This is a genomic window from Mobilicoccus pelagius NBRC 104925 (genome assembly GCF_000247995.1).
Lineage (GTDB): Bacteria > Actinomycetota > Actinomycetes > Actinomycetales > Dermatophilaceae > Mobilicoccus > Mobilicoccus pelagius.
Window position 1 is genome coordinate 13,990 of record NZ_BAFE01000058.1, and the last position, 13,036, is coordinate 27,025.

Annotated in this window: 15 protein-coding genes; 11 read left to right on the forward strand and 4 right to left on the reverse strand. The window is 73.8% G+C overall.

What is annotated here, in order from left to right; translation table 11 throughout:
- Positions 1-42 precede the first annotated feature (42 nt).
- Both MOPEL_RS09255 and MOPEL_RS09260 read right to left on the reverse strand, forming a co-directional pair.
- Positions 43-1,026 carry a hypothetical protein gene (locus tag MOPEL_RS09255; RefSeq protein WP_009482631.1) on the reverse strand — a complete coding sequence of 328 codons (984 nt, stop codon included), beginning with the start codon at positions 1,024-1,026 and terminating at the stop codon, positions 43-45.
- Positions 1,027-1,279: 253 nt separating this feature from the next.
- A complete protein-coding gene (locus tag MOPEL_RS09260; protein WP_009482632.1) occupies positions 1,280-1,489 on the reverse strand; it encodes a hypothetical protein in 210 nt (69 codons plus the stop codon).
- Positions 1,490-1,737: 248 nt separating this feature from the next.
- Between MOPEL_RS09260 and arfA the strand changes: the two genes are divergently transcribed.
- From arfA to arfC, 3 genes are read left to right on the forward strand one after another with little or no spacing between them, the layout of a single operon-like run.
- On the forward strand, positions 1,738-2,736 hold the full coding sequence (gene arfA, locus MOPEL_RS16000; protein WP_009482633.1) for a channel-forming protein ArfA/OmpATb: 999 nt from the start codon (positions 1,738-1,740) through the stop codon (positions 2,734-2,736).
- A gap of 10 nt (positions 2,737-2,746) precedes the next feature.
- Complete coding sequence (gene arfB / locus MOPEL_RS09270) at positions 2,747-3,103, forward strand: channel accessory protein ArfB (protein WP_009482634.1); 357 nt, start codon at positions 2,747-2,749, stop codon at positions 3,101-3,103.
- On the forward strand, positions 3,100-3,411 hold the full coding sequence (gene arfC / locus MOPEL_RS09275; RefSeq protein ID WP_009482635.1) for a channel accessory protein ArfC: 312 nt from the start codon (positions 3,100-3,102) through the stop codon (positions 3,409-3,411). The genes arfB and arfC overlap by 4 nt, the downstream gene beginning before the upstream one ends.
- Here the strand turns inward: arfC and MOPEL_RS09280 are convergent.
- Positions 3,399-3,965, reverse strand: coding sequence for an Lrp/AsnC family transcriptional regulator (locus tag MOPEL_RS09280; protein WP_009482636.1), 567 nt, complete (start codon positions 3,963-3,965; stop codon positions 3,399-3,401). The two genes, arfC and MOPEL_RS09280, sit on opposite strands and share 13 nt — an antisense overlap.
- Positions 3,966-4,400: 435 nt before the next feature.
- On the opposite strand from MOPEL_RS09280, the gene MOPEL_RS09285 reads away from it, so the two are divergent.
- The 4 genes from MOPEL_RS09285 (at position 4,401) to MOPEL_RS16005 (ending at position 8,299) form a co-directional block, all read left to right on the forward strand.
- Complete coding sequence (locus tag MOPEL_RS09285) at positions 4,401-4,604, forward strand: heavy-metal-associated domain-containing protein (RefSeq protein WP_040633798.1); 204 nt, start codon at positions 4,401-4,403, stop codon at positions 4,602-4,604.
- A gap of 206 nt (positions 4,605-4,810) precedes the next feature.
- Positions 4,811-7,162: a heavy metal translocating P-type ATPase gene (locus MOPEL_RS09290; protein WP_009482638.1), complete on the forward strand. Its 2,352-nt coding sequence runs from the start codon at positions 4,811-4,813 to the stop codon at positions 7,160-7,162.
- Positions 7,152-7,559: a metal-sensitive transcriptional regulator gene (locus MOPEL_RS18750; protein WP_009482639.1), complete on the forward strand. Its 408-nt coding sequence runs from the start codon at positions 7,152-7,154 to the stop codon at positions 7,557-7,559. The genes MOPEL_RS09290 and MOPEL_RS18750 overlap by 11 nt, the downstream gene beginning before the upstream one ends.
- 80 nt (positions 7,560-7,639) lie before the next feature.
- Positions 7,640-8,299: a PepSY domain-containing protein gene (locus MOPEL_RS16005; RefSeq protein ID WP_009482640.1), complete on the forward strand. Its 660-nt coding sequence runs from the start codon at positions 7,640-7,642 to the stop codon at positions 8,297-8,299.
- A 380-nt stretch (positions 8,300-8,679) separates the two neighbouring features.
- Here MOPEL_RS16005 and thiE read toward each other — a convergent pair whose 3' ends face one another.
- Complete coding sequence (gene thiE, locus MOPEL_RS09305; RefSeq protein WP_009482641.1) at positions 8,680-9,330, reverse strand: thiamine phosphate synthase; 651 nt, start codon at positions 9,328-9,330, stop codon at positions 8,680-8,682.
- A 110-nt stretch (positions 9,331-9,440) separates the two neighbouring features.
- Between thiE and thiO the strand changes: the two genes are divergently transcribed.
- From thiO to moeB, 4 genes are read left to right on the forward strand one after another with little or no spacing between them, the layout of a single operon-like run.
- On the forward strand, positions 9,441-10,628 hold the full coding sequence (gene thiO, locus MOPEL_RS09310; RefSeq protein WP_009482642.1) for a glycine oxidase ThiO: 1,188 nt from the start codon (positions 9,441-9,443) through the stop codon (positions 10,626-10,628).
- The gene (thiS, locus tag MOPEL_RS09315) at positions 10,625-10,879 is read left to right on the forward strand and encodes a sulfur carrier protein ThiS (protein ID WP_009482643.1); all 255 of its coding nucleotides are present in this window, start codon (positions 10,625-10,627) and stop codon (positions 10,877-10,879) included. The genes thiO and thiS overlap by 4 nt, the downstream gene beginning before the upstream one ends.
- Before the next feature lie 5 nt (positions 10,880-10,884).
- Positions 10,885-11,679, forward strand: coding sequence for a thiazole synthase (locus MOPEL_RS09320; RefSeq protein WP_009482644.1), 795 nt, complete (start codon positions 10,885-10,887; stop codon positions 11,677-11,679).
- Positions 11,676-12,920, forward strand: a complete 1,245-nt coding sequence (gene moeB, locus MOPEL_RS09325) for a molybdopterin-synthase adenylyltransferase MoeB (RefSeq protein WP_009482645.1) — start codon at positions 11,676-11,678, stop codon at positions 12,918-12,920. The genes MOPEL_RS09320 and moeB overlap by 4 nt, the downstream gene beginning before the upstream one ends.
- Positions 12,921-13,036 lie beyond the last annotated feature (116 nt).

Here is a 13,036-nt window from a genome sequence, read left to right on the forward strand (position 1 = left end):
GTGTGGTCGTGCGGAGGTGGCCGGGCGGGGCGCCGGATGCCCTCACCCCTGGGACGGGACGGGGGTGTCGGGCTCGGCCCAGCGGTATCGGCGCCTCGGACGTCCCGGCCCCCCGTCGCGGACGTCCTCGAAGGTGACGATGCCTCCATCGTACATCTGTGCGAGAACTTGCGACACTCGAGCGGCGCTGACCCCCAGGCGATCCCGGGCGATCGCGTCGGCGGCGCTCACTCCGCCGACCTCGTCGAGGAGATGGGCGATGCCGAGGGCCGTGGGGCCGATCGCCGCGGCGTCGTCGAGCCGTCGTCGGCGCAGCGCGTCGGCCGAGGCGGGATCCTCCGGGTCGCGGCGGGCGGCGTCGATCGCGGCGCGCGGCGTCGACGGTGGGGAGGGGAGAGGGACGGGCCGACCGAGGCGACGGGCGAGCAGTGCCTCGGCCTCCTCCCGCGTCGGGGCGGGGATCGCGACCCGGACCTCGAAGAACGCGTCGGCGGGTGGCGCGAGAGCGAGGGGGAGGTCCTCGTCGAGCGCGGTGACGACGAAGGTCGCCTCGAGTTCCCACAGCTCGTCGCGACCGAGCCCGAAGAGGCGGTGGGCGACGTGGGGGTCGAGGTTGTCGACGAGGAAGGTCACCGCCCGCCCCGCGCAGACTCGACCGAGCGCGTGGAGCGTCGAGGTCACGGTGGGCGCCTCAGGAGGTGCCTCGGTGGATCCGACGTCCGTCGCATCGTGCTCGTCGAGGGTCTCTCGTGCCGCGTCGAGGCAGGCGGTGAGGGCGTCGAGGGGGTCACGGGCCCGCGCCGCCTGGACGAACACCGTCGGGCCGGCCTCCTGCGTGCGCCGGTGGCGCAGGAGGGCGCGGAGCATCGTCGTGCGCCCCGATCCCCGGGCGCCGTGGAGAAGTGCGGTGTGTCCACGGTCGGTCGCGCGGACGAGGTCGTCCAGGGCTCGGCCGAGAGGGACGAAGAGCGCGGCGTCGCCCTCGGTGTCGAGGAGGGGACGGGCGGACAGAGGGGATCGAATCATGCTCTTACGGTACTTTTCGAAAGTTTCATGAGGGGAGTGCGACGCGGCCGCGTGTACGCATGTGCCCTCCGCTTCTCGGGCGGGCGGACCTCACGCGACGGGCGAATTCCACGGTGAGGCGCGGCCACGCCTCACCGCCGCGAGACGTGCGGCCGTGCCCCGGGTGCGGCGTGGGTCCGACACCGGCCACCATGCCGGGTCGGGTGGCGGCCGGTGTCGGTCACGCCGCCCCGCGGGAGGGGGTGGGGGCGGGTCAGCCGAAGCCGACGATGAGGTAGTCCTCGGGTCGGGACCGTGCGTCCGCCTCCGGGAGCGTCACGCCGTCGCCGGGGACGTCGTCGGCGTGGTCTCCGGGTCGGGCGTCCCGGGCGGCCTCGAGGGGGTCGCCGGGGAGGAAGCGCGAACCGTGCTCACGGAAGAAGGCGAGGTCGTCGGTGAGGTCGAGGTCGTCGAGAGTGAACATCTCCCCAGAGTGACCCAGGTCACGTCAGGGCGGAACCCCCTACCTCGCGGTAGTGTCCACGGCCCGCGGCGTGAGCCCCCGGCACGGCCGTGACCCCGCCTGCCCCACGCCGCTCGCCCCGGAGGCGTCCGGGCGCCGCCGACCCCGCGTCCCCGGGCCCCGCCCCGGCGTCCGCCCGGCTCGTCGTTCGAGGCGACCGTCGGCGTCGACACCACATAGGGTGCGGGGAGCAGAGGAAAGGAGTACGGGTGTCCAGTTCCGAAGGACGACCTCCGGCGAACACGGGATCACGCACGGGATCGCACGAGGCGGAGGGTCCCCTCACCGTCACGGGGAGGTATCGGCGTCGGCCGGGAGGGTGGCTCATCCCCGCCGCGCTGCTCATCCCGCTGCTCCTCGCCCTCGTCGGGCTCTGGCTCGGGGGTGCGCCCTCGGCGAAGAGGCACGACGACGCCCGGCCCGCTCCCGGCGCGACCTCCTCACCCGTCGCCGCCGTCGGCGACCCCATCACGGTGACGACGGAGAAGAAGCGCCGCATCGTCGAGGCCGCCGTGCCCGACTCCGCGAGCAAGCGGGCCCTCCTCGACGGCGTCCGCGCCGCGTCCGACGGCTACCGGGTCGTCGACAAGGTCTCCGTCGACGACAAGGCCGACACCCCGCCGGTCGCCGGCATCGGCACGATCCTCGCCGCCGGGCGGGGCATCGGTGACCTCGGCGTCGTCGTCGACCGCGGCTCCCTCACCCTCACCGGCGAGGCGCCCGACCAGCAGACCGGCACGGACACCGTCTTCGCCGCGGGCCAGTCCTATCCCGGGGTGCGTCTCGTCGACCACCTCACCCTGCCGGGCTCCCGCCCCGTCTCCACCACCCCGCTCTCCCCCGAGTGCGAGCAGGTGCGCAGTCAGGTCGTCGAGGAGCTCAAGGCCACGCCCGTCAAGTTCCGGGTGAACGGGTCGGAGGTCGACCCCTCCTCGATGCAGCAGCTCACGACGATCTCGCAGAAGCTCGGGCAGTGCCCGTTCTCGCACATCGAGGTCGCGGGCCACACCGACGACACCGGCTCGGCCGAGACGAACGCGACGCTCTCGCAGCGCCGCGCCGACTCCGTGCGCTCGGTGCTCGTCCAGGCCGGGCTCTCCTCCGACCTCGTGAGCGCCAAGGGGTACGGCTCCAGCCACCCCGTCGCCGACAACACGACGCCCGAGGGCCGCGCCACCAACCGCCGCGTCGACATCAACGCCTCCTGAGAGGACCGCCGTGGACTTCTTCGCCTTTCTCAGTACCTGGTTCTGGTACGTGATGGCCTTCGCCGCGGGAGCACTCGTGGCCTGGCTCGTCGCCCGCCAGTTCATCCGCGCCGAGAGCCCGGAGGAGGCGATCGAGGAGGCCCTCGACGCCCGCTCCGGGGATCATGACGAGCGAGACGACCACGGCGGTCGCGATCGCGCCGGCCGTCGTGACGAGCACGACGACGATGACGACCGTTCCCGCACCGCCCGGGGCCGACACGCCTCCGACGAGGACGGGCAGTTCGACGACGACGCGCCTCGCGCGCGGGGTGGGCGCTTCGCCTCCCTCCGCCGCGGCGCCACGGCTCTGGGAGGGCGGCGATGATCGGCTGGTTCATGGTTCTCTCGTTCGTCCTGGGGTTCGCTCTCACGTGGCTCTACGTCGCGCGCTCGGTGACCCGCACCGTCGACCCCGTCGGCGTGCAGCACCGATTCGGCTCCCACGGTGACGACGACGCCCCCGCCCGTCCACGGCGCGGCCGCTCGGGCGACACCGAGGAGATCGTCGTCATCGACCCCGAGGACGCCCCCGAGCCCGAGCCCGAGCGTCATGGCTCGTCGCGTCGCCGCAGCACAGTCGTGCCGCAGGTCGTCGAGTTCGAGGACGACACCGAGGAGTTCTACGAGCGCTGACCTCTGCTCCTCACGGCCCCCGCCGCCGCGCCCCCTCGACGAGGGCGTGGTGCGGGGGCCGTCGTCGTGAGGCCCTCCTCGAGGAGGAGGCGGGTGCGGTAGGGGATGACCCGCCGCAGGTAGACGCTCGTGCGGGTGCGGAGGATGCCGGGGCAGAGGCGGATCTCCTCGCTCACCCGGTAGAGGTCGTCGGGGTCGCGGGCGACGACCCGGCAGAGGAGGTCGGTCTCGCCGGCCGGGGCGAAGCACTCGAGGACCTCGGGGATGCGGGCGAGGGCCGCGCAGGCGTCGTCGATGTGGTGCTGATCGAGCTCGGCGGAGACCATCGCGCTGAGGGGGCGGCCGAGGGCGGCGGGATCGATGCGCGTGCTGTGCGCGCGGAGCAGCCCGTCGCGTTGATACCGCTCGAGGCGGGACTGCACGGTGCCGCGGGCGAGGCCCGCCCGGTCGGCGAGGGTGAGGACGGTCGCGCGGGGGTCGTCGTCGAGGGTGGCGAGGAGGCGCCGGTCGATCTCGTCGAGGCGAGCGCCGTGGGGGGTGACGTCGTCGGGCACGGGGTTCCTCCGTCAGATGGATCACGGATGACGGTCGTCATCGGGCCGTCGTGGTCATTCTGATCAATTATCGCAGGAGTGTTTGCACGGTGTGCGGAAAGGTGCTTCTCTGGTGATCAGAAAGACGGGGACGGCGCTCACGAGGCGCCCGAGCCGGCGCCCTTCGCTCGTCTCACGAGGACGTCCCGGGGGTTGTGGCGACGACACCATCGACGCCGAGCGCACCATATCGACGGACGGGCCCGCACACGACCGGTGTGCGGGCCCGTCGGCGTCTCCGAGGGGTCACCCCGCAGGGGCGCCCTGGGGTCATCCGGGAGTCCGCTCCCGGCCCCGGAGGGAATACCCCTGGGGGGTAGTCTGTTGCAGAAGGCGGGGGCGGACGCGGTCGCGCATCCGCCCCCGGACCACCGCCCCAGCACCCGAGGAGTCGAGATGGCCACCGCCACCTACACCGTCACCGGCATGACCTGCGAGCACTGCGTCGCCTCCGTCAAGGAGGAGGTCGGCGAGATTCCCGGCGTCACCGGCGTCGACGTCGACCTCGCGAGCGGCCGCCTCGACGTGACGAGCGAGGGCGACGTCGACCGCTCCGCCGTCGAGTCCGCGGTCACCGAGGCGGGCTACCAGCTCTCCTGAGCCGCGCGGGGATCCCGCGCATCCCCGCCTCTGCGGCGCTCCCGCCGAATCGGATCTCCCCGCCACCCCCGGGTGGCCCGTCGAGCCCGGCCGTCGTCACGGCCGGGCCTCGTCGTCCCACGTGCCCGGCCCGTCTCCTGTGACGTGGCCCGGGCGCACCCCGCCCGCTCTCGCGGGCTCCCTCTCGACCGGCAAGGACGTGACGTATGACGACGGACACCACGGCCGGGACGCGCCCCGGTGACGGTGCGCCGACCGAGCTCCAGGACATCGAGCTGGCCGTCGCGGGCATGACGTGTGCCTCGTGCGCCAACCGCATCCAGCGCAAGCTCAACAAGCTCGACGGGGTCACCGCGAGCGTCAACTACGCCACCGAGAAGGCGAAGGTGAGCTACCCGGCCGAGACGGTGACGCCGGAGACGCTCGTCGAGACGATCGAGGCCGCCGGGTACGGCGCCACGCTGCCGCCGCCGCCGGCGGCGGACACGCCCGCGGCCGCGGACCCGGCCGCGGACTCGGCCGCCCCCGAGGACGCCCACCTCGCCTCACTGCGGCAGCGGTTGTGGGTGTCCGCCGCGCTGTCGATCCCCGTCGTCGTCCTCGCGATGGTGCCGGCGTGGCAGTTCACGTACTGGCAGTGGCTCTCGCTCACCCTCGCCGCCCCCGTCGTCGTGTGGGGGGCGTGGCCGTTCCACCGCGCCGCGTTCACCAACCTGCGTCACGGCGCGACGACGATGGACACGCTCATCTCGATGGGCACCCTCGCCGCGTTCGGCTGGTCGCTGTACGCCCTGTTCCTCGGCGACGCCGGGGTGCCGGGCATGCGGCACGGCTTCGAGATGACCGTCCACCCCGGCCACGGCGGCGCGTCGAACATCTACCTCGAGGCGGCCGTCGCGGTGACGACGTTCCTCCTCGGCGGTCGTTACTTCGAGGCGCGGTCGCGTCGCGCCGCGGGTGCCGCCCTGCGGGCCCTCTTCGACATGGGTGCCAAGGAGGCCGTCGTCCTCCGTGACGGACGCGAGCAGCGCGTCCCCGTCTCGGCGCTCGTCGTCGACGACCGGTTCGTCGTCCGCCCCGGCGAGACGATCGCGACCGACGGTGTGGTCGAGTCCGGCGCTTCCGCCGTCGACGCCTCGATGCTCACGGGGGAGTCCGTGCCCGTCGACGTCACCGAGGGTGACGCCGTGACGGGGGCGACCGTCAACGTCGGTGGGCGTCTCGTCGTCCGGGCGACCCGCGTCGGCGCCGACACCCAGCTCGCCCGCATGGCGAAGATGGTCGAGGACGCCCAGTCGGGCAAGGCCGACGTGCAACGGCTCGCCGACCGCATCTCCGGCGTGTTCGTGCCGATCGTCCTCGTCCTCGCGCTCGTCACGCTCCTCGCCTGGCTCCTCACCGGCGGAGGCGCGGCGGCGGCGTTCACCTCCGCGGTCGCCGTCCTCATCATCGCGTGCCCGTGCGCGCTCGGCCTCGCCACGCCGATGGCGCTGCTCGTCGGCACCGGCCGTGGCGCCCAGCTCGGCATCCTCATCAAGGGCCCCGAGGTGCTCGAGTCGACCCGCCGCGTCGACACCGTCGTCCTCGACAAGACCGGCACGGTGACGACGGGCCGCATGGCGCTCGCGGGCGTCTCCGCGGTGGCGGGGGAGGGTCCCGACGTCGTCCTCCACGTCGCCGGCAGCCTCGAGCACGCCTCGGAGCACCCCATCGCCCGCGCCGTCGCCGACGCCGCGCTCGAGGCCTCCCCCTCGGGGCTCCTCCCCGTCGACGGCTTCGAGAACGTCCCCGGTCAGGGGGTGCGCGGCCGGATCGTCCGCGACGGGCGTGAGCTTGACGTCCTCGCCGGTCGATCCGAGCTCCTCTTCGACGCGCGGTACGTGCTGCCGGACGACGTCGACGCCGCCCTCCGCCGTGCCCGCGACGACGGGGCCACGGCGATCGTCGTCGGCTGGGACGGCCGCGCCCGCGGGGTGCTCACCGTCACCGACACCGTCAAGGAGACGAGCGCGGAGGCGGTGGCGATGGTCCGCGACCTCGGCCTCACGCCCGTGCTCCTCACCGGCGACAACGAGACCGTCGCGCGCACCGTCGCCGCCGAGGTCGGCATCGACGAGGTCGTCGCCGGTGTCCTCCCCGAGGGCAAGGTCGACGTCGTCCGCGATCTCCAGGAGCACGGCCGGGTCGTCGCGATGGTCGGCGACGGCGTCAACGACGCCGCGGCGCTCGCGCAGGCCGACCTCGGCCTCGCGATGGGCACGGGCACGGATGCGGCCATCGCGGCCGCCGACCTCACGCTCGTCCGCGGCGACCTCCGGCTCGTCGCCGACGCGATCCGCCTCTCCCGCGCGACGCTCCGCACGATCAAGGTCAACCTCTTCTGGGCGTTCGCCTACAACGTCCTCGCCCTGCCGCTCGCGGCGTTCGGGCTGCTCAACCCCATGATCGCGGGCGCGGCCATGGCGTTCAGCTCGGTGTTCGTCGTCGCGAACAGCCTCCGGCTACGGTCGTTCTCCCCCCTCACGCCCTCGGCGGACGAAGCCCTCGATGAGCACTGACGACGACACCCCCGCCGTGCCTTTCGCCGTGCCCAGCGACGTGCCCGGTGCCCCCGAGGCGTCGGCAGAGGTGCCCGCCGCCGGGGCCGCCGAGAACGAACCCGCGGGCCCGCACGGCTACGACGAGAACAGGGCGGCCCATCTCGCCCGGCTCAAGCGCATCGAGGGTCAGGTGCGGGGCATCGCGAAGATGATCGAGGACGACCGGTACTGCATCGACGTCCTCACGCAGGTGTCGGCGGCGACGAGCGCGCTGCAGTCCGTCGCCCTCGGCCTGCTCGAGGACCACATGGCGCACTGCGTCGTCGCCGCCGCCCGCGAGGGCGGGGAGGAGCAGGAGGTCAAGCTCCGGGAGGTCTCCGACGCGATCGCCCGGCTCGTGCGTTCGGGGCGCTGACCTGCGGCGTCGGCGTGAGAGCACCTGTGACATCGGCATCGACGAGTTTGTCGGGGGCAGGCCGGGGGAAAGGGCGTGACATGAGTACCGACACGGCGACCCCGTTCCTCGGCCGTCGGCGCGCGTTCCGTGCCGCTGCCGCTGCCACCGTCCTCGGCGCCACCCTCGTCGGGTGTGGCTCGAACGACGAGCAGCCCGCGCAGCAGCAGCCGGCCCCGGTCGAGACGACGACCGTCACGGCGACGAACGAGCCCGCACCGTCGCAGTCCGCGTCCGCGCAGGGCACGAACAACCCCGTGAAGAAGGACGTCGCGGGCTCGACCGACCTCGTCTACACCGCGCTCGCCACCGCGACGGGCAGCCTCGCGGGTGGCAAGGCGGTCGAGTACGACTTCGAGGACACGAGCCCCGAGGTCACGGTGAGCGACGGCCAGAAGGCCCAGAAGATCACGCTCGCCACCGACGGCACGACCGTCGAGAAGACGAAGGACGAGAGCGTCGACAAGGACGACAAGGCGGACATCGCCGCCGCGACCGTCGACATGAAGCAGGCGATGGAGGCCGCGCTCAAGGCGGTCCCCGGCGTGCCGAAGTCGGCCGAGCTCGACCGCGACCACAAGGCCGTCCGCTCCGACGTCGTCGGCTGGGACATCAAGATCGTCGACGCGAACGACAAGGAGCACGAGGTCGTCGTCGACGCTGCTACGGGCGAGGTCCTCGAGAAGAACATCGACCACTGAATCGACCCCCGACCCGTCGAACGATCCCGGTCGACCGCCGAGCGTCCTTCGGCCATCGATGCGCCGACGCCCCGGCCCGCTCCACGGGCCGCGGCCTGGGCGTACCGGGGAAGGTCGACCCCTTGTGTGCTCCACCCGTCGCGGCGAGCGCGGTGTCGCTGTGCCTCACGGCTGCGCTCGTCACGCTCGCCCCGGCCGTGACCGGCGGGACCGCCGCGGTCGACGCGCCCTCGTCGTTCCTCCTCCTGGCCCTCGGCGTCGTGCTCGTCAGCGGTGTCACGCTGCTCGCGTTCGCCCTCGCGCTGCTCCTCGCCCGGGCGGCCGCACCACCGAGGCGGCATGGCCCGCACCGGCGAACGACGCGGTCGGCGTGCGCCGCGTCAGTCCGGCAGGACGTGACGGAGGCGGCGGGCGGCGGCCTCGGGGTCGTGGGACTCGGTGATCTCGCGGACGACGACGACACGAGTCGCGCCCGCGTCGACGACCTCCCCGATCGTCTCGTGGGAGACCCCACCGATCGCGAACCACGGCGTCTCCGTGCCGGATTCTGCTGCGGCGCGGACGAGGTCGAGGCCGACACCCGGACGGCCCGGCTTCGTCGGCGTCGCCCAGATCGGCCCCGTGCAGAAGTAGTCGACGTCCGGCTCGGCGAGGGCCGCGGCGAGCTGCTCCGGTGAGTGCGTCGAGAGCCCGACTACGGCGTCCGGGCAGAACCGCCGCACCTGCGCGGGCGTGAGGTCGTCCTGCCCGACGTGGAGCACGTCCACCCCGGCGAGGGCGGCGACGTCGGCCCGGTCGTTCGCCGCGACGAGCGCCTCTGCGGCGCGGGCCTCCTCGGCGACGATCTCGAGCGCGGCGAGCTCCTGCGCGGCCTCGATGCCCTTCTCGCGGATCTGCACGATGTCCACCCCGCCCGCGAACGCGGCCCGTACGAACCCGCGCAGGTCGCCCCGCTCCGCGCGGGTGTCGGTGCAGAGGTAGAGGCGGGAGGCGGCGAGGCGTTCACGCACGGCCTGCGAAGTCGTCGTCATGCCTCGGTACGCTAGTCGCGTTCCGCGGGAGCCTCACGCCGAGGCTGAGAGGACGAGTCGACGTCGACCGCCCGAACCCGATACGCGTCACACCGTCGGAGGGAGGGACGATGCGCATCATCGTCGTCGGCGCGGGCATCATCGGGCTCGCCACCGCGTGGCGGCTGCACCGCGACGGGCACGAGGTCACGCTCCTCGACCCGGCGCCCGCCGGCGGCGCCACCCACGCCGCGGGCGGCATGCTCACCCCCGTCGGCGAGGCCTTCCACGGCGAGGACGACCTCACCGCCCTCCTCCTCGCCTCCTCGCAGCGCTACCCGGAGTTCGTCGCCGACGTCGCCGCCCACCTGCCCGAGGGCACCCCGACGGGGTACGTCACCTCCGGCACCCTCATCTGCGGCGCCGACGCCGCCGACCGCGGTCACCTGGCCGACCTCCACGCCCTCTGCCTCCGCCTCGGCCTGCGCATCGAGGCCCTCACCACCCGCGAGGCCCGCCGCCTCGAACCGCTCCTCGGACCCCGCCTCACCTGCGCGTTCCTCGCCCCCGACGACCACCAGGTCGACCCCCGACTCCTCGCCGCCGCCCTCCTCACCGCACTCCGCGGCGCAGGCGTGAGGATCGTCGAGGACGCCGCCACACGTGTGCGTGCCGGTGGCCGCCCGCACGTCGTCACCGCCTCGGGGGAGACCCTCGACGGGGACGCCGTCGTCGTCGCGGCCGGGCTCGGCGCGGCCGATCTCACGCACGACCTCACACATGACCTTGGGGGCCCCGACCTGCGCGGCGTCCTCCGCCCGGTCCACGGCGAGGTGATCCGACTCATCGCCCCGCCGCACCTCGCGTCCCACCTCACCCACACCGTGCGCGGCCTCGTCGAGGGGCGCCCCGTCTACCTCATCCCTCGCGGCGACGGCCGCGTGCTCCTCGGCGCGACCGCCCGGGAGGACGACGAACGCCGCGTCCTCGCCGGTGGGGTGCACGACCTCCTCGTCGACGCGGTGCGTCTCGTGCCCGCCGTGCGGGAGTTCGCCGTCGAGGAGGTCCTCGCCCGCGCCCGCCCCGGCACGCCGGACAACGCACCGCTCGTCGGGCCCGTCGCGCCGGGGGTGCTCGTCGCGACCGGCCTGTTCCGCCACGGGATCCTCCTCGCCCCGCTCACCGCCGACCTCGTCGCCGCGCACCTGCGTCGCCTCGCGGGGGCGGACCGGCCCGACGACGCCGACCTCCTCGCGCTCGCCGCGCCCACCGACCCCCACCGCTTCTCCCGCTCCACCGCCGGAAAGGACACGCCATGACCGACCTCGGCGAGGTCTCCCTCACCGTCAACGACCGGCCACGCTCGCTCCCCGCGGGGGCGACGTGCCGTGACCTCGTCGCGCTCGAGACCGGCAAGGAGATCGGCGACGACGGCCGCGGCCCCACCGGACAGGGTCTCGGCGTCGCCCTCGCCCGGGACGGCGTCGTCGTCCCCCGCGGCGCGTGGGCCTACGCCGAGGTCGCCGACGGAGACACCTTCGAACTCGTCACCGCGGTGCAGGGAGGATGACCGCCATGACCGGCACGACCACCGACCCGCTCGTCGCGCCCCTCGCCGTCGACGGGGTGAGCCTGTCGTCGCGCCTCCTCATGGGCACCGGCGGCCTCTCGAGCCTCGACCGTCTCCAGGAGGCCCTCGTCGCCTCCCGCACCGCGCTCACCACGGTGGCGCTGCGGCGGTACAGCCCTCAGGCGCAGGGGTCGCTCTTCGAGATGCTTCGCCGCCTCGACATCGCGATCCTCCCCAACACCGCCGGGTGTTACACGGCTCGCGAGGCCGTGCTCACCGCCGAACTCGGCCGGGAGGCCCTCGAGACGAACTGGGTCAAGCTCGAGGTCATCGCCGACGACCGCACCCTCCTGCCCGACGTCGTCGAACTCCTCGACGCCACCGAGCAGCTCGTCGCCGCCGGCTTCACCGTGTTCGCGTACACGAACGACGACCCCGTCACCGCGCTCCGCCTCGAGGAGCTCGGCGCCGCGGCCGTCATGCCGCTCGGCGCACCCATCGGCACCGGGCTGGGGATCCTCAACCCGCACAACATCGAGCTCATCGTGTCGCGTGCGGGCGTGCCCATCGTCCTCGACGCGGGCATCGGCACCGCCTCGGAGGCCGCGCTCGCGATGGAACTCGGCTGCGACGCCGTGCTCCTCGCGAGCGCCGTCACCCGGGCGCAGGACCCGGCGACGATGGCCGCCGCGTTCGCCCACGCCGTCGAGGCCGGGTACCTCGCCCGCCGCGCCGGACGCATCCCGCGCCGCGAGCACGCCCTCGCCTCCTCCCCGATGACCGACCGGGCCGACCTGTGAGCGCCGCCCCCTCGCCGGGAGCCACGGCGGCGTCCGGCGCGCAGTCCGCGGCCCTGCCGCCGCTCGTCGCCCCCGCACTCGAGCTCACCCAGGCCGAGAAGCGTCGGTACGCCCGACACCTCCTCCTACCGCAGATCGGAGAGCTCGGCCAACGGCGCATCAAGAACGCCCGCGTGCTCGTCCTCGGCGCCGGTGGTCTCGGCTCGCCCGCGCTGCTCTACCTCGCCGCGGCCGGGGTCGGCACCATCGGGGTCGTCGACGACGACGTCGTCGAGGAGTCCAACCTCCAACGCCAGGTCGTCCACGGCACCGACGACGTCGGCCGTCCCAAGGTCGAGTCCGCGAGGGACGCCGTCGCGGAGGTCAACCCGCTCGTCACCGTCGTGCCGCACCGGGTGCGTCTCACCCCCGAGAACGCCCTCGACCTCGTCGCCGACTACGACCTCGTCCTCGACGGCGCCGACAACTTCGCCACCCGCTACCTCGTCGCCGACGCGTGCGAGATCGCCGGCAAGCCCTGCGTGTGGGGATCGATCCTCCGCTTCGACGGGCAGGTGTCGGTGTTCTGGGCGGGGCACGGGCCCGTGTACCGCGACGTCTTCCCCGAGCCGCCCGACCCGCGTCTCGTGCCCTCGTGCGCGGAGGCCGGGGTCATGGGGGTGCTGTGCGCGGCGGTCGGCGCCGCGATGGGCACCGAGGCGCTCAAGCTGATCACCGGCACGGGCCGCACCCTCGTGGGACGTCTGCTCGTCCACGACGCGCTCGCGGCGACGTGGCGGGAGCTCACGATCCGCCCCGACCCCGACCGGGTGCCCGTCACCGACCTGCACACCCACGCCCGTGACTACGCCGCCTCGTGCGGCCTGCCCCCGACCGCGCCGGAGGAGGCGGACGTCGCCCCCCGCGTCCCCGAGGTCCCTGCGCGCGTCCTCGCCGAGCGTCTCGCGGCTCGTGCCGTCGGTCGTGGCGAGGAGGATCTCCTCGTCGTCGACGTGCGCGAACCCCTCGAACACGCGATCGTCGTCGTCGAGGGGGCCGAACTCGTCCCGCTCGGTTCGCTCCTCGCCGGGGAGGTCCACCTGCCCCGCGACCGCGACATCGTCCTCTTCTGCAAGGCCGGCGCGCGCTCCGAACGCGCCGCGCACGCCCTCCTCGACGCCGGGTACGAGCGTGTCGCCCACATCCCTGGCGGCATCCTCGAATGGATCCACGACGTCGACCCCGACGCCCCCACCTACTGACCGCCCCCACCTCCCTCGGACGACGTCATCGATGACGTCATCCGGGTGGGAGCGGCCCGGGACGGGCGGGAACGGCGGGAGACGGGCGAGGGCCCGCACCCCCGGTGGGATGCGGG